Origin of the sequence: Flavobacterium silvaticum (genome assembly GCF_012911565.1) — a bacterium.
GTDB classification, from domain to species: Bacteria; Bacteroidota; Bacteroidia; order Flavobacteriales; family Flavobacteriaceae; genus Flavobacterium; species Flavobacterium silvaticum.
The window spans coordinates 206045-221179 of sequence record NZ_JAAMPU010000107.1; the positions used below are offsets into that span (position 1 = coordinate 206045).

Sequence of the window (15135 nt, forward strand, 5' to 3'; positions counted from 1 at the left end):
GTTTTTTGCCGCAGATTAGGCGTACCAAATATAAAATTAACATTCAGTTTCCCAAACGGATTTCGTACTTTTGACGGCACTTTAACGAAACTTTATTATATGCGTCAGGATCAGGAAATTTTTGATTTAATACTTGATGAACAAGACAGGCAACAACATGGTTTGGAGCTTATCGCGTCTGAAAACTTCGTAAGCGATGCAGTCATGGAAGCCGCCGGAAGCTGTCTTACGAATAAATATGCCGAGGGTTATCCGGGACGTCGTTATTACGGCGGATGCGAGGTTGTGGACATTGTCGAGCAGATTGCGATAGACCGGGCCAAGGCGCTTTTTGGAGCCGAATATGCCAACGTCCAGCCGCATTCAGGTTCACAGGCCAATACAGCCGTTTATGCCGCTTGCCTGAAACCCGGCGATAAGATTTTAGGTTTCGATTTGTCCCACGGCGGACACCTGACACATGGTTCGCCTGTGAATTTCTCAGGGAAACTATACCAGCCTGTTTTTTACAGCGTTGAAAAAGAGACGGGGCGTTTCGATTATGATAAGATCCAGGAAATCGCCACTCGCGAACAACCAAAGATGATCATCGCAGGAGCGTCTGCTTATTGCCGCGACATGGATTTCAAAAAATTCCGCGAGATTGCCGACAGCGTTGGAGCTTTGTTACTTGCCGATATTTCGCACCCGGCCGGGTTGATTGCAAAAGGTCTCATGAACGATCCTGTTCCACATTGCCATATCATCACCACAACAACACATAAAACACTTCGTGGCCCACGCGGCGGAATGATTCTTATGGGTAAAGATTTCGAAAATCCCTGGGGATTGACCGGGCCGAAAGGCGATATCCGCATGATGTCTGCTTTACTTGACCTGGCTGTATTTCCGGGTAATCAGGGCGGTCCATTGATGCATATCATCGCTGCAAAAGCGGTTGCATTCGGGGAAGCATTGAGCGACGAATTTTTCCAGTATGCCATGCAGGTACAAAAGAACGCCAAGGCTATGGCTGAAGCTTTCGTGAAAAGAGGTTATGATTTGATTTCAGGCGGAACCGATAACCACATGATGCTTATCGATTTAAGAAACAAGGGCATCACTGGGAAAGAAGCTGAAAATGCTTTGGTGAAAGCAGAAATTACCGTCAATAAGAATATGGTTCCGTTTGATGATAAGTCGCCTTTCGTAACTTCCGGAATCCGTATCGGGACGCCGGCGATCACAACACGTGGCCTTGTGGAATCAGACATGGAAACCGTTGTGGATCTTATCGATCGTGTGCTTATGAACATCAACGACGATGCTATCATTGAGGAAATCGGGGAGGAAGTAAGCGACATGATGAGTGAACGCGCTATGTTCGTTTTTTAGTCCGTTTACCATATAAATTAAAAAAGCCTGCTTAATAAGTGGGCTTTTTTGTAACTAAATGTCTCATCAGCATACAAAGGTTACAATCATCAATCAACCCATCATCAATCTAATCAATGAAAAAACTAATCGCGCTGGTGTTCCTTTTTTGGAACCTGTCCGGCATTGCCCAAAATCAAACTGAAATTTCCGGATCATTCCAATTCCCTCAAGGAGCGAATCCTTCCGAAGTAGCCATTTCACTACTGTCTTCCGGAACGAACGAACTCGTAAAAACACAACTTTCCGATACTTCCGGAAACTTTACTTTTTCAAATATCGAATATGGAAGCTATCTGATCGTAGTGGAAGATCTGGCTTTTGAACCGTATCAAACGGAAGCTATAGTTGTATCTGTAGAAAATCCAATCTTAAAAATCCCATCGATCAAGCTTTCCAAAGCAGCCACCAATCAACTGAATGAGGTCACGATACAACGCAAAAAACCTATTGTAGAAAACAAAATCGACAAAGTAGTCGTGAACGTAGATGCCATGATTTCAGCGGCTGCGGGCGATGCACTTGAAGTATTGCAGAAATCTCCGGGAATCATGGTCGATCAGAACGGGACGATTACATTCAAAGGAAAATCAGGGGTTTCTGTTTTCATCGATGGAAAGCCCACTTATATGTCCGGGGCCGAACTCGAATCTTATTTAAAATCATTGCCAGCAAGCACGCTCAACCAAATCGAACTCATGACGAATCCGCCGGCTAAATATGATGCGGCTGGTGGCGGCGGATTGATCAACATCGTCACTAAAAAATCCAATGCTCGTGGTTTCAATGGAAGTTTCACGTCGGCATTTACACAGGGAAAACGCACGCGGACACGGCAAAACCTGAGCCTGAACTATCTTAATGACAAGATCCGCATCTTTGGAAACATCGGTTACAGCTATTCCGATAACATAAACGACCTGACTATCTACAGGCGTTTTCGCAACGAGGACAATTCGGTTAAAGGCTATTTTGACCAAAACAGCATCATGACCAATACCTCAAGATCCGGCAACCTGAATTCCGGAATCGATTATTATATGTCTGAAAAAACGACTATCGGAGCCAGGCTTACCGGTATTTTGAGATCATCCGACGGGAACTCGGATGTCAACAGCATCATAAAGAATGCGGCCAACCAACTTGATTCCACTGTAGTCGCGAACAATGGAACTGCAAATCAATTTAAAAATCTCGGGGTCAATCTTAATGTCCGACATGAATTCAGCAGCACAAGTAAGCTTACCGCAGATGGCGATTATCTGTCCTATAAAAATACGACGGACCAGATTTTCAGGAATTTCATATACGAACCGGACGGCACGCTGAACAACCAGGATCAGTCGAACGGGTATTTGCCATCGGACATCGATATTTTTTCGTTCAAGACCGATTACTCGAAGCAGTTCAAAAACGATATTACCTTTGAGGCCGGTTACAAAATCAGTTCCTCCAAAACAGATAACATAGCCGATTATCGCGACCTGATCGATGGCGCATCGGTTCCGAATTACAACCAGAGCAACCATTTCAAATACGACGAAACCATCAACGCGGCTTATGTGAATGGAAGCGCGAACTACAAACGGTTCAGTTTCCAGCTCGGGCTACGGCTTGAAAACACAGTATCTAAAGGCAACCAGCTTGGGAATCCGGAACAGGCGCCGTCAAAATTCTCACGCAATTATACCAACTTGTTCCCGACGGCTTATGTGATGTGGAAGCTCGATTCGATTGGCGATAATTCGGTTGTGATGAATTACGGAAAGCGTATCAATCGTCCGTATTACGAAGACCTGAACCCGTTTATCAGTCCGTTGGACAAGTTTACTTTTTATACCGGAAACCCGTATCTGAACCCGTCTTTTGCCAACAACCTCGAATTGTCTTATCGGTATAAAAACTATTTATCTGTAACCACGAGTTACGGATTCACCAAGGATGACATCAACGAAACCATTGAAATTCGCGACGGAATCTATTACAGCCGGCCCGGAAATATCGGCAAGAGTCGATTCTACAGTGTAAATGCGAATTCTGAAATCCCGTTTGCTGACTGGCTGACGACGAATGTGTATTCAGAAGTGACGCGAATGGAATTTGAAAGTATCCTATATGATGAACCGCTGAATTCCGCCGGTACGTTCTGGACCATAAACGTCAACAACAGCCTTAAATTCAAGAATGACTGGAGTGCGGAAGTCAGTGGCTATTATGTGACCGATGTGGTGTCTACCCAATTCGTACTCGGTTCACGTGGCGGCATGAGCCTCGGTGTGCAGAAAAAAGTCCTCAAAGGAAAAGGCAATGTCAAACTGAACCTGAACGATGTTTTCTACACGAACATCTACACCGGAACGATCAACAACCTGAAGCTGACCGACGCGACGTGGGTAAACAAACCGGATTCACGTTCGGTGTCGCTGACGTTCAACTATAGTTTTGGAAAAGCGTTCCAGCAAAAAAATTCATACGATGCCAGCGGAGCCGATAGCGAAAAGAGTAGGGTAAAAGGCTAATTGTTGTAAATTAGGCCTTCAAAATCTTGTTATGTCCACATTCCGGCTGCAATTGAAAACAGACCCACGCTGGGTCAATATCGTAGAATCAAACATAGAGGAAATCCTTACCGATCATGCGTGGTGCGAGCAAAAAGCTGCTACGAACGCCATTACAATCGTAACCTTAAATTCGGAATATGAAGACTTGGTGACCGATATGATTGCGTTGGCCAAAGAAGAACTCGAGCATTTTGAACGGGTTTGCGACCAGATCAAAAAACGCGGCCTTAAACTTGGGCGCGAGCGCAAAGATCATTACGTCGGTGAATTGATGGCATATATGAAGTCAAGCTCGGATGGGACGCGTGAATCCGGTTTTGTAGAGCGTATGTTGTTCTCTGCCATGATCGAAGCCCGCAGTTGCGAACGTTTCAAGGTATTATCACAAAATATCAAAGATTCTGAATTGTCTGAATTCTATCGTGAACTCATGGAAAGCGAGGCTGGTCATTATACCACGTTTATCGCTTACGCCCGGAAATACGCAAGTGCGATCGACGTGGAAAAACGCTGGCGCGAATGGCTCGATTTTGAAGCCGGCGTCATCTCCAAATACGGTACATCTGAAACCATACACGGATAATGGAAAAAGTCTATAAGAATTGCCAGAGTTGCGGAATGCCGCTCAGGAAATCGCCCAACGGTGGCGGAACCAATGCAGACGGATCGATCAGCACCACATATTGCAGCCATTGTTTTGAAAACGGATCGTTCACGCGACCTGATGTCACGGCGGATGAAATGCAACAAATCGTGATTGGCAAAATGAAAGAAATGAAGATCCCGGGATTCCTGGCTAAATTCTTCGCCAAAGGAGTTCCGAACTTACGGCGTTGGAAAAACTAAACGGAATGCAAATCAGAAATGCTTCTGAAGCGGATGCGGCCGTAATCAGTCAAATCGCTTTGGCTACGTGGCCTGATACCTATGGGGAAATCTTATCCGCCGATCAATTGGAATACATGCTTGACAGATTCTGTTCGGCAGATGCCATACTTGCCAATATGCAAAACGGCCAGCAGTTTTTACTGGCTTTTGATGAAATGGATTCGGCAGTTGGATTTGCCGCTTTTACGATCAAAGATGATTTTTCGGCACATTTGAATAAACTATATGTCCTTCCGGCAACTCAGGGTAAAAATCTTGGAAAATTATTGCTTGGAGAAGTTTCCAAAAGAAGTTCGGTTGCAGGCTGTACCAGACTGACACTGAATGTCAACAGATTCAATAAAGCCAAAACTTTTTATGAGCGACTAGGTTTTTCCATAATCTCAGAAATCGACATTCCGATAGGAAACGGCTGGCTTATGGAAGATTTTGTGATGAGCCGTGACATTTAATTCTGGGCTGGCGCCACCGGTTCTGTCCGGTTATCAGGATTGTCTTTAAGACTTTGGTTTCGGTCGAGTTTATCGGCGGGAATATCTTTGGCAGTCGTCATTCCGCTTCCCTGAACATTTTCATTTGTGCCTGCCGTGTCGACTTCGGTTTTGGATTTTTCAGGCTTGACCAATTTTTCCTGTCCCGTTTTTTGTGATGTTTTCTTTGCAGATGCCGCTTTCTGTGCCTGTACTCCGGACAAACAGAAAGCAAATATCAGTAAGCTGTATATCCATTTCATGACTGATGTTTTCTTAAAGTTAAAAACGGATGGCTAAAAATTGAAATGTATTTGCATTTTATTATGACGAAACCTGCAATAAATCAAATCCTGCAACCATTGAAATGAATACTGTAAGGACATTGATGGCTGTTTTTAGTCACTTTGTATCTATAACACTCGGGTAAGAGTAAATAAAAATTGCAATGGAAGCTCCCCAAGGTTTACTCATCAGGCTTACAGCAAACTTTCCAGACCATACGTATACGGATCATTCAGATTTCAGGGATGTCGCCTTGAATTCTGTTTTAGATGTATTGAAAACGACCAATGCAGAACTTATCTATGCCTGCCAACTGGATTCAAATGAACAACCAGGCGTTGTAGATAAAGGCAAAGCGGTTTTTATCGTAAGACTTAGTATCCGGAAATCAAGGATTTGGGCAAAAACGGGTTTGGATGACAAACAGGAAATCCTTAATTTGTTCGTTCATAATTTTGAACAGCGTTCTCACAGCAACGGTATCAGGCAAATGATTTCAAAGGAAGGTTCTGATGTTATCGATTTTGAAGTAGAGTGGAACCAGTTCCTCATTAAACACGGATAAGTACGATGTTTCAATTTCTCGCCAGACTGAACAAATGGCTTTTACCGAGCCTTACCAAAAAACATACGGATATTTCCAAAGCATCCGGATTCCAAAAAGCATTATTGGCCTGGCGCTATTATGTGACAACCAGAGCCTTATCTGAAAAGTGATATTTATATGGCTTTTTTTATTTAAGAATGGTTGTTTGGTTTAAATCAATTCTTATATTTGCACCCGCAATAGGCCTCGTAGCTCAACTGAATAGAGCATCAGATTACGGCTCTGAAGGTTTCAAGTTTGAATCTTGACGAGGTCACGAATGAGAGTAAAACCCAGCCTAAAGGCTGGGTTTTTTCATTTGATTAAAATTGCGAAAGCTTTGCTTTCAGGCAATTTTAATCAAATGAAAAATGTCAGCTTGCCACAGGCAAGTTGGGTTTTACTCTTTGACTGAGTGAAAGTCAAGCTCGCGAAGCAATCTTGACGAGTTACAAACAAAATCAACCCTTCAAGTTTGTTTTTCTTCCTTGACGAAACAACAAGTCTTCAAAATCTTTTTTCCACTATCATCTTCCGGATCAACACCACCTGACCCAAATGATAATAACTGTGTTCGATAATGCCTTCTATGTTGCGCAGGTAATTTCCGTATTTAGGGTCAATAAAAGGCTCATCGAATTTTTCATCGGGCATCTGTTCTACACGTATGGCGAATTCAGTTGCATTTGTGAGGAAAGAATCGGTAAGGTTTTTCCATTCCGCATCTGAACCAATTTCAGGGACATCGAAACTAAATGGGTCACTTATATCGAGTTTTCCCGTATCGAATGCGCGAATCAGGCCATCGAGGTAATAATTGATGTGGAAAGTCAAAGCCGCAATCGTATTGAGATTTCCGACTTTTTGAATTGCTTCTTTCCAGGTAACATGCGTAATCTGGTCCTTGAAATTCGTATTGGCAATCCAGGTTCCGTCCAACAGCACTTCCCTGATTCGGTTTGAAATAAAAATATTGCGTTCCATTTTTTGATTTTGCGAATGATTCGGTTTACTTCAGATAATGCTGTCCGGAAATAGTATCTTCGTTAAAGACATTGAAAAGTATGGATAATTTTATCGCCAGGAACAATTTTTCGGTATGAGGGCATTCCTAGTTCCTGTTGTAGCGATTGTGTGGTGTGTTGTTTTTGCGCTTATCCTTAACTTACCCGGAAATGTAGCGCTTCAGGGAGATGAAGTAACATACTGGGCAGCAGCCAAAAACATTTATTCCAGTTTTTCCCCAAGTGAAACCCGACCGCTACTTATTGCGTTGATACATGGATTTCCGCTCTTGTTTGGGATTACTTCTTTGGTTCTGGTAAACACTTGGGTTGTTGTTTTAAATTTGATGCTTTGGGTTTTGTCAATCCTTCTGGTTTATAAGTTAACATTGGGAAAAGCAAAAGCGAAAGCCTCAATTTTATTGGGATTCGCATTACTTTTTTGTGTCGGTTATCTGGCAATTTGCTTTAAATTCCTGTCGGAATCGGTGTTCATCTTTATGCTGGTTTTCTGTATTTATCTGGTTCGGAAATTCATCATAACACAAAACCATAATTTCCTGTCGGCTTCATTTGGAGTATTGTTGCTCTCGATTCTCGTAAAACCGCTGGCGCTTGGACTGGTTTTAATTTTCACAGTTTTTTTCTTCAGGCAGGTATTGAAAATTGTCTTAAATAAATACTCGGCAATTTCAGTTGTAGCACTTATACTTATTTTTTTCCAGATGGATTCACTGCGTAAAAACCAAGGCGATTTCACAATAAGTTACATTGATTCGTTCACCTATTACAATTACCTTGGAGATAAAGCCGAGTGTTTTAAAAATGGAACACATTACAGGCAATGCAAAGGCAAACGATACGAGGCATTCGTAAAGCTAAATAACTCCCAACAAAAAAAAGCAGCTGCAAAAGACTTTACAAATCAGATACGGCACAATTTCCCAAACCTGGTTAAAGCGTATTTGTATAACCTCTATGCAAACGCTTTTGGAGGAAGCCGGATCATAGATACGGCACATTCCGGAAATGAGTCCATTCAAAAAATATTGTTCCGGATTTCAAGGATCCAGAATGTTTTGTTGACGTTTATTGGTGTTTTTATTTCGGTTATAGATGTATCCCGATTCCGTAAAACAAGTATTTTTAATTTGTTGCTGACTTTTATATTCGGGTATATTTTAGTCGTTTCTGGAATTTCCGGCAATCAGGGCGACCGTTTCTCGATAGTTTTTTATCCGATTGTCATCTTGCAGATGGCTTACAGTGATCTATTAAAGGCCCAATTTACAAGGTTGCGCGAATGATGCGAGCGGTTAGCCTTTTGGAAAAACGACCTGCTTTTTAGCAGTTGAAGAGGCGACTAACAGAAGCCACTCCAACAATTAAAAAAGCGTTAGTTTTGCCAAAAGCTACAAGCGGGCAGCATGACGGCGGCACAAAACTGTTTCAGTCTGGCCAAAAGGTATTGCCGCCGACGCGCCATAAAAACAAATCCATGGAATATATCCACGATAAAAGATTCACGCAGATAGGGCGAGATGAAATCATGTATACTGATTTTGAAGGCTGTGAATTCGCGGGCTGTGATTTGAGCCGATGCGATTATACGGGAACGGCCTTTATAGATTGCCGCTTCATCGATTGCAATTTTGCCGGTGCGAAGATCAATTATGTGGCTTTTCGCGACGTGTCGTTTTTCAACTGTGATTTTTCCGATGTGAATTTTGCGATGGTCGATAAACTGCTGTTCATCATTTCGATGACGGGATGCAATTTGGATCGGGCCAAATTCTACACGCTCAAGCTTCCGAAAACCGTATTCACCGATTGCAGTTTTGTCGCCACCGATTTTATGGCGGCCGATCTGACCGATGTGATCTTTGACAACTGCGATCTTCATAAAGCGGTTTTCATCGATACGATCGCCAACAAAACCGATTTCCTGTCGAGCCGGAATTTCACCATAGATCCGGAACGCAATAGACTCAAACGCGCCATTTTTTCAGAAAGCGGTTTGCGCGGTTTGCTGGCTAAATATGATTTGGTGATAAAATAGAAACCCGCTTGATTAGGGCGGGTTCTCAAAGGCAACTAACTCAAAATCTATTTCTTTTTAGCGCGTTCGGCTTCAAGTTCGGCTCGGGCTTTATCCATTTCGGCTTTTGCTTTTTTCATTTCCTCCTTGGCTTCTTCCATTTGATGACGCGCTTCCTGCATGGCCCTTTCCATTTGTTCGCGTGATTCTTCACGCGCTTTCCTACTCTGGTTTTTATTCATTTCCTTGTCACGCTGCACATCTTTATTAAAATCCCGCGTCGCTTTTTCTATTTGGATGCGGCTTTCCTGCATGGCACGACGTATTTCTGGCTCGGCACGTTTGACTTCATCTTTTGCCAGCTTCATCGCTTTTTTTATTTCTTTGGATGTGATTTTGGATATGTTGGTAACCAAAGCATCTCCATTAATCCGGATGTTGTCGTTGTCCGATGTGATTGAAACGGAAGCGATGTCGTCCGGATTGATTTGGGCAATGATGTAGTTTGAACTGAAATTCATAGCATCGTCTCCACTGATTGTGCGTGTCTTTCCATCTTTTGTCGTGATAACGATAGTCTTGTTGTCCGAACCGGATTTCGACCAACTGAATTCCGGCGGCTCAGGAGCTTCCGGTGCTTCACCAATTTCCGGTGCTTCCGGTGCTTCCGGTGGTTCAGGGACTTCTACGGCAAGGCCATATGTAAAGCTTTCATCTCCGTTATCACCTTCGTTATCGGCATTGTCACCTTCGTTATCTGAATTGTCGTCTTTAAAATAAACGAAACGGGAATCGCTAGGTTTTCCAAAACCGGCAAGACCATTAGAATCGCGGAAGAAACGAATTGGTTGTATGGGCTGGTCGCTTTCAACCTGGGTGGTTCCGGTCTTTCCGTATTTATCCTTGAATTCTACTTTTATGGCGATTATCTCACCTTTCGCATTTCGTTTTACTTTATTGATTTTAAGCTTGATGTCGTTTCTTTTGGCTTCCGTGGTGAATTCCTTGAGTTCTTCATCAGATGTATTTTTAGTGATGCGGATGTCGATCTCATCCATTGAAAAAGCTTTTCCAACAATAGCTTTGAGCGGTTTCTCCAAGCTGATGGTTCGGACCTGAAAACTCAAAAGGAAAGCTGCCAACACCGGCAATATCAACAGATACTTCCAGGAATTCCACTTGCTCGATTGATTCTTGTTTAACATAACGATTCGTTTTTTGATTAATGATTGAAAAAAATGATTGCTGATTGTCGTCTTCGACAGCCCATTCACAGGTGTCGTGATTTTTAATAAAGTATACTGATACGATCTTTTGTCGCCTATTTCGCGGATCGCCTCACTGTCTGCTATGAATTCAAGGTTCTGCAGGATGGCTTTGTGATAGAACCACGAAATTGGATTCCACCAGAAAAAGATGCAGAAAACACGTGATAACAACACATCCACCGAATGCCATTGAGAACTGTGGACGCGTTCGTGCCTCAATATATTATCGAGCTCTTCCTGTGTATAGAGGCTTGAATTGAATACGATATTTCCAAAATAAGAGAAAGGCGTAATGTCTTCCGGTACATCGTAAAATTTGAGTCCTTTGTTCGAATCTGCTGATTTTCCTTTGAGCAACCTTTTAAGCTGGAAAAACTCAACCCCGAGTTTCATCAGCAGGAAAGCGGCAATAAGGCAATAGATAACGGTGAGCAACAACATCCAGTTGAAAGGTTCAGCTTCGACAGCAACCGGGTTCATTGTGGAAATGGCCGAAACGGGCAGGGCGGAAGCCGTATCTGAAAAGGTATCTACCGGAAAATTGACCGGGATATTTTGCGGCTCGACATAGACGATTTTTTTAAACTGGACGAATGGCAACACCGCCGCGGTCAACAAACCCGCAAGCAAATACCATCGGTTGGCCAAAAAGAACGTCTCTTTTCTCAGGAACACATAATAAGCCAGGAAAAACGCCACCAGCAGCGCCCCTGATTTTAAACAGTATAATGTTACGGCTTCCATACTATTTCTGTTTTTCGATCATGTTGAGTATCTCGCGCAATTCATCTGCCGATATCTTTTCTTCTTTCGCAAAGAACGATACCATATTCTTATATGAACTGCCAAAATAATTCTCGATGGCATTGTTCATGAAACCTTTTCTATAGTCTTCTTTTTTTATGACCGGAAAGTACTGGTGTGTGTTCCCAAAAGCACTGTGGCCTACATATCCTTTTTCTTCCAGGTTGCGGATCATTGTAGAAATTGTGTTGTAATGCGGCTGTTCATCGGTAATTTCAGCCATTACTTCTTTGACGAACGCCTTTTCGAGACGCCAAAGGATATGCATTACTTCTTCTTCTTTGTTTGTCAACTTAACCATGGAATATTCTTTATTAGGTATTCTTAATTATTTATTTGGGCCGAAGCTTATCCGTAACTCAGCCAAACCTACAACTATATTTTTAGTTACGCAACTACAATTTTAGTTGTTTAACTATTTTTTAAGGATTATTCCTGAATCAGGAAAGTTGTTCTCGTTTGTAGAGTATCATTATATATACAGTCAGTCCAGCGATGACCAACCCGAATGTTCCCATGAACACCCAGTTCCAAAAGTAGCCCAGGCTTTTGACGGAAACGATCGCCAATCCGGTTTTGGCACTTAGAATATGTGCCAGGCTGAAACTCATAGTATAAAGCCCCATATAATTCCCGACCTGGCTTTTAGGCGCCCGTGAAAGCACAAAGGCGTTTGAAAACGGAAACGCGAATATTTCCCCGAACGTCAAAAACAAAATGTTCAGTACCAATAAATTGGAGCTGAATTCAGGAAGCAGCACAAAGAAACCCAAAGACATACAAATCGCACCGAACAATACAATCCGGAGCTTCGGGAAATGGATGCGTTCAAAGAAACCGACAATCGGCATTTCGAGCAGGAAAACAAGAAAACCGTTGAGCGTCATCAACAATCCTGTCTGTAGTTCGGTCAATCCGTATTTTTCGTGGTGATAGAGCGGGAGCGTACTGAACAACTGGAAAAAAGTCATCGCCGTACCAAAACTCACAAAAAGGAACAGCCAGAAAATATGGTCTTTCATAACCGATTTCTTTGGTTCATCTGCCAACTCGAGATGTTCTTCGGGTGTTTTCTTTTTCTCTTTGACGAGCAAGGCGAAAATCCCGATTGAAAGGATACACGAAGCAGCATCAGCCCAAAACAAACCGCTGTAGCCAATATTCATGATAATCAATCCGCCCAAAGCCGGACCAGCAGCAAAACCCAGATTTACAGCCAATCGGACAAGGCTCAACGCCCGTGTCCGGTTTTCCGGTTTCGCATAGACACTCAGCGATACGAACATGGCAGGCCGAAACATATCTGCTACAACCATAATCCCGAAGAATGCGGCACATAGCCCATAGAACGAGGTCACGAACTGGACTGAGAAAAACAAAATACCGGTACTGAATAAACTGAAAACCATTATTTTGTAAAACCCAATCTTATCTGAAAGTTTACCTCCAAGCCACGAACCCAGCATAGAGCCCGATCCAAAACAAACCATGACCCAGCCTACCTGACCATAGCTGAATCCCAGGTCTTCTTTAAGGTATTTGGACAGGAACGGAATTACCATGGTACCTGCCCGGTTGATAAAAGTAATGATGGCAAGAATCCACACTTCGCGTCGAAAACCTCTGAAATTGTTTATGTAGCGTTGGGCCGCAAGCTTGATCATTATTTTGATTGATTACATACAAAAATACAAAGGAGCGGGCGAGCGGTTATCAACAATATGGGAAATCTTGGAACGGATTGTTATTTTTGCCCAATGAAACCAGTAAAAGTAGTCGTTGTAATTTTTTTGTTGTTGACTTCCGTTGTCCAATCACAGGCGTTCGATGCTGCAAAATCAAAGGCGGCACAGGACAAACTCGACTCGGAGTATGCCAATCCGGCCGAAAGTCCGTTAGAGGAAAAAGACCTTAAAACTTTTCACGGTCTTGATTTCTTTCCGGTTTCAGGCGATTATTATATTATCGCAAAGTTCAAACGCACCGAGAGCGAGTCGCCTTTCGAGATGAAAACAAGCACCAAGCGTCGGCCTATGTACGTCAAATACGGTGAAGTTGAATTCAGTATCGATGGAAAAACCTGCAAACTCAACGTATATCGCAACATCGAACTCTCCAAAAAAGAGGAATACAAAGATCATTTGTTTTTGCCTTTCCGCGATGATACGAATGGGGAAGAAACCTATGCCGGCGGCCGATACATTGATTTGAAAATTCCTTCGGGCAATACGATGGTGATTGATTTCAACGAAGCCTACAACCCGTATTGCGCCTATAACCACAAGTATTCATGTCCGATAGTTCCATCTGAAAATATCCTCGAAGTCGCCATCCGCGCAGGCGTAAAGAAATTCCACGATTGATGCAATTGATAAACCTTCATACACACAAGGTTTCGGGAAATGCTTCCGTCATTGAAATCGTCAACCAATATCCGGATGAGTTTTCAAAGACCAAAAGGTTTTCGATTGGCATACATCCGTGGCGCATCGAAACCGATAAAATCGGGCAACAACTGGACTTTATCGAATCTCAACTTAAAGATCCATCGTGCCTTGCCATAGGCGAATGCGGCCTGGACAAACGGATTGAAACTCCTATGGATGTACAGACGGACGTTTTCATAAGTCAACTGGAACTGGCTCAAAGTTTCTCAAAACCGGTCATCGTGCATTGTGTCGCAGCCTATCAGGAAGTCATAGAAATCTGCAGACAAAACAAAATAACGGTCCCAATCATCATCCATGGGTTTTCCAAAAATATCCAGGTTGCAAAAACGTTGGTAGCTGCTGGCTTTTACGTATCTTTTGGAAAATGGCTGATGCAGAATCCGGAATTAGCCTCAGTTTTAATAGCTGTTCCGGATAACAGCTATTTCCTGGAAACCGACTCTTCAGATTATGGGATAGCTTCCGTTTATGAAAAAGCGGCTATTGCAAAAGGTTTGGATAAAGCCGAAATTGCGGCCCAGATTGAAATGAATTTCAATACCGTATTTAGCTAACAATAAAGATTTGATTCATGGCGAAGTGGAAAGAAAGGGCCGAGATTCTATTCAAGGCAGAAGGCATCAAAAAACTCAATGACAGTAACGTTCTAGTCGTCGGTCTTGGCGGAGTCGGATCGTTTGCGGCTGAATTCCTCGCGCGTGCCGGCGTTGGAAGCATGACTATCGTTGATGGCGATGTGGTCGATATTACCAACATCAACCGTCAATTGCCTGCGTTGCATTCCACGGTCGGGCAACCAAAAGTAGATGTGGTCGGCGACAGGCTCATGGATATCAATCCGGAACTGAAACTCACAAGGCTCAAGGAATTCCTGTCTCCGGAACGCGCGTTTGAAATCGTGACCGATGAATTCGATTACGTACTCGACTGCATCGACAGTGTCACCCCAAAACTCAACCTGATCATTTCGGCCAAGCGAAAGAAAGTCAAGATCGTAAGCAGCATGGGCGCAGGCGGTAAAGTGATCGCATCCAAAGTGAAGGTTTCCGATATCAGTAAAACCGAGAATTGTTTCCTTGCCAAAACTATCAAGAAAAGGCTCAAGGAAGTCAAGATCGATAAAGGAGTCAAGGTGGTTTTTTCATCGGAAATACAACGCGAAGACAGCCTGATCCGAACCGATGGCAGCAATTTCAAGAAGTCATTCTACGGAACCTGCAGCTATATGCCGGGATTATTCGGGTTATACGCGGCTGAAACGGCCATCCGCCATTTGGTTGGAGACCAGATTTAATCGAAAAGCCGGATAGTGAAGCAACTAAATCAAAATACAGTCCTATCAATCAATTCCGGGAAAACAGGATACTT

The 15135-nt window shown here is 43.1% G+C and carries 17 protein-coding genes and 1 tRNA gene; 13 read left to right on the forward strand and 5 right to left on the reverse strand.

The genetic code is table 11. The features are described from left to right. The first annotated feature begins 99 nt into the window (after window positions 1–99). The 5 genes from glyA (at window position 100) to G6047_RS12695 (ending at window position 5314) form a co-directional block, all read left to right on the forward strand. Window positions 100–1374 carry a serine hydroxymethyltransferase gene (glyA, locus tag G6047_RS12675; RefSeq protein ID WP_169527997.1) on the forward strand — a complete coding sequence of 425 codons (1275 nt, stop codon included), beginning with the start codon at window positions 100–102 and terminating at the stop codon, window positions 1372–1374. A gap of 116 nt (window positions 1375–1490) precedes the next feature. Beyond that, window positions 1491–3932 carry a TonB-dependent receptor gene (locus G6047_RS12680; RefSeq protein WP_169527998.1) on the forward strand — a complete coding sequence of 814 codons (2442 nt, stop codon included), beginning with the start codon at window positions 1491–1493 and terminating at the stop codon, window positions 3930–3932. Window positions 3933–3963: 31 nt separating this feature from the next. Further along, window positions 3964–4557, forward strand: a complete 594-nt coding sequence (miaE, locus tag G6047_RS12685; RefSeq protein WP_169527999.1) for a tRNA-(ms[2]io[6]A)-hydroxylase — start codon at window positions 3964–3966, stop codon at window positions 4555–4557. Beyond that, complete coding sequence (locus G6047_RS12690) at window positions 4557–4820, forward strand: zinc ribbon domain-containing protein (RefSeq protein ID WP_169528000.1); 264 nt, start codon at window positions 4557–4559, stop codon at window positions 4818–4820. The genes miaE and G6047_RS12690 overlap by 1 nt, the downstream gene beginning before the upstream one ends. A 5-nt stretch (window positions 4821–4825) precedes the next feature. Further along, on the forward strand, window positions 4826–5314 hold the full coding sequence (locus G6047_RS12695; RefSeq protein ID WP_169528001.1) for a GNAT family N-acetyltransferase: 489 nt from the start codon (window positions 4826–4828) through the stop codon (window positions 5312–5314). Here G6047_RS12695 and G6047_RS12700 read toward each other — a convergent pair. After that, window positions 5311–5595 (reverse strand): hypothetical protein, encoded by a 285-nt coding sequence (locus G6047_RS12700; RefSeq protein ID WP_169528002.1) that lies wholly within the window; start codon window positions 5593–5595, stop codon window positions 5311–5313. The genes G6047_RS12695 and G6047_RS12700 overlap by 4 nt on opposite strands. Before the next feature lie 185 nt (window positions 5596–5780). On the opposite strand from G6047_RS12700, the gene G6047_RS12705 reads away from it, so the two are divergent. The 3 genes from G6047_RS12705 to G6047_RS12715 all read left to right on the forward strand — a co-directional run bounded on the left by G6047_RS12705 (window position 5781) and on the right by G6047_RS12715 (window position 6480). After that, complete coding sequence (locus tag G6047_RS12705) at window positions 5781–6182, forward strand: hypothetical protein (protein WP_169528003.1); 402 nt, start codon at window positions 5781–5783, stop codon at window positions 6180–6182. A 5-nt stretch (window positions 6183–6187) separates the two neighbouring features. Then, a complete protein-coding gene (locus tag G6047_RS12710; protein ID WP_169528004.1) occupies window positions 6188–6334 on the forward strand; it encodes an SsrA-binding protein in 147 nt (48 codons plus the stop codon). Between the two features lie 72 nt (window positions 6335–6406). After that, window positions 6407–6480 (forward strand) — tRNA-Arg (locus G6047_RS12715). Between the two features lie 230 nt (window positions 6481–6710). On the opposite strand, the gene G6047_RS12720 is transcribed toward G6047_RS12715, so the two are convergent. Further along, entirely contained in the window at window positions 6711–7187 is a 477-nt protein-coding gene (locus G6047_RS12720) for a DinB family protein (RefSeq protein WP_169528005.1), read from the reverse strand. A gap of 115 nt (window positions 7188–7302) precedes the next feature. Between G6047_RS12720 and G6047_RS12725 the strand changes: the two genes are divergently transcribed. After that, window positions 7303–8514, forward strand: a complete 1212-nt coding sequence (locus G6047_RS12725) for a hypothetical protein (protein WP_169528006.1) — start codon at window positions 7303–7305, stop codon at window positions 8512–8514. Window positions 8515–8705: 191 nt separating this feature from the next. Continuing rightward, entirely contained in the window at window positions 8706–9266 is a 561-nt protein-coding gene (locus G6047_RS12730) for a pentapeptide repeat-containing protein (RefSeq protein ID WP_169528007.1), read from the forward strand. A gap of 47 nt (window positions 9267–9313) precedes the next feature. Here G6047_RS12730 and G6047_RS12735 read toward each other — a convergent pair whose 3' ends face one another. The 3 genes from G6047_RS12735 to G6047_RS12745 form a co-directional block, all read right to left on the reverse strand. Beyond that, window positions 9314–11257 (reverse strand): M56 family metallopeptidase, encoded by a 1944-nt coding sequence (locus G6047_RS12735; RefSeq protein ID WP_169528008.1) that lies wholly within the window; start codon window positions 11255–11257, stop codon window positions 9314–9316. 1 nt (window position 11258) lies between these two features. Then, on the reverse strand, window positions 11259–11618 hold the full coding sequence (locus G6047_RS12740; RefSeq protein WP_169528009.1) for a BlaI/MecI/CopY family transcriptional regulator: 360 nt from the start codon (window positions 11616–11618) through the stop codon (window positions 11259–11261). A gap of 139 nt (window positions 11619–11757) precedes the next feature. Continuing rightward, a complete protein-coding gene (locus G6047_RS12745) occupies window positions 11758–12981 on the reverse strand; it encodes an MDR family MFS transporter (protein WP_169528010.1) in 1224 nt (407 codons plus the stop codon). Window positions 12982–13074: 93 nt separating this feature from the next. Between G6047_RS12745 and G6047_RS12750 the strand changes: the two genes are divergently transcribed. Genes G6047_RS12750 through G6047_RS12760 form a run of 3 tightly spaced genes read left to right on the forward strand, consistent with a single transcriptional unit; the run spans window position 13075 to window position 15061 of the window. Further along, window positions 13075–13680: a DUF1684 domain-containing protein gene (locus G6047_RS12750; protein ID WP_169528011.1), complete on the forward strand. Its 606-nt coding sequence runs from the start codon at window positions 13075–13077 to the stop codon at window positions 13678–13680. Then, window positions 13680–14321, forward strand: coding sequence for a TatD family hydrolase (locus G6047_RS12755; protein ID WP_169528012.1), 642 nt, complete (start codon window positions 13680–13682; stop codon window positions 14319–14321). The genes G6047_RS12750 and G6047_RS12755 overlap by 1 nt, the downstream gene beginning before the upstream one ends. Before the next feature lie 17 nt (window positions 14322–14338). Continuing rightward, window positions 14339–15061 (forward strand): tRNA threonylcarbamoyladenosine dehydratase, encoded by a 723-nt coding sequence (locus tag G6047_RS12760; protein ID WP_169528013.1) that lies wholly within the window; start codon window positions 14339–14341, stop codon window positions 15059–15061. Window positions 15062–15135 lie beyond the last annotated feature (74 nt).

Coding starts and splice junctions, on each gene's coding strand:
- G6047_RS12755 (WP_169528012.1), top strand. CDS start 13,680: ATGCAATTGATAAACCTTCATACACACAAGGTTTCGGGAAATGCTTCC.
- G6047_RS12680 (WP_169527998.1), top strand. CDS start 1,491: ATGAAAAAACTAATCGCGCTGGTGTTCCTTTTTTGGAACCTGTCCGGC.
- miaE (WP_169527999.1), top strand. CDS start 3,964: ATGTCCACATTCCGGCTGCAATTGAAAACAGACCCACGCTGGGTCAAT.
- G6047_RS12710 (WP_169528004.1), top strand. CDS start 6,188: ATGTTTCAATTTCTCGCCAGACTGAACAAATGGCTTTTACCGAGCCTT.
- G6047_RS12730 (WP_169528007.1), top strand. CDS start 8,706: ATGGAATATATCCACGATAAAAGATTCACGCAGATAGGGCGAGATGAA.
- G6047_RS12725 (WP_169528006.1), top strand. CDS start 7,303: ATGAGGGCATTCCTAGTTCCTGTTGTAGCGATTGTGTGGTGTGTTGTT.
- G6047_RS12695 (WP_169528001.1), top strand. CDS start 4,826: ATGCAAATCAGAAATGCTTCTGAAGCGGATGCGGCCGTAATCAGTCAA.
- G6047_RS12745 (WP_169528010.1), bottom strand. CDS start 12,981: ATGATCAAGCTTGCGGCCCAACGCTACATAAACAATTTCAGAGGTTTT.
- glyA (WP_169527997.1), top strand. CDS start 100: ATGCGTCAGGATCAGGAAATTTTTGATTTAATACTTGATGAACAAGAC.
- G6047_RS12700 (WP_169528002.1), bottom strand. CDS start 5,595: ATGAAATGGATATACAGCTTACTGATATTTGCTTTCTGTTTGTCCGGA.
- G6047_RS12750 (WP_169528011.1), top strand. CDS start 13,075: ATGAAACCAGTAAAAGTAGTCGTTGTAATTTTTTTGTTGTTGACTTCC.
- G6047_RS12720 (WP_169528005.1), bottom strand. CDS start 7,187: ATGGAACGCAATATTTTTATTTCAAACCGAATCAGGGAAGTGCTGTTG.
- G6047_RS12735 (WP_169528008.1), bottom strand. CDS start 11,257: ATGGAAGCCGTAACATTATACTGTTTAAAATCAGGGGCGCTGCTGGTG.
- G6047_RS12690 (WP_169528000.1), top strand. CDS start 4,557: ATGGAAAAAGTCTATAAGAATTGCCAGAGTTGCGGAATGCCGCTCAGG.
- G6047_RS12705 (WP_169528003.1), top strand. CDS start 5,781: ATGGAAGCTCCCCAAGGTTTACTCATCAGGCTTACAGCAAACTTTCCA.
- G6047_RS12760 (WP_169528013.1), top strand. CDS start 14,339: ATGGCGAAGTGGAAAGAAAGGGCCGAGATTCTATTCAAGGCAGAAGGC.
- G6047_RS12740 (WP_169528009.1), bottom strand. CDS start 11,618: ATGGTTAAGTTGACAAACAAAGAAGAAGAAGTAATGCATATCCTTTGG.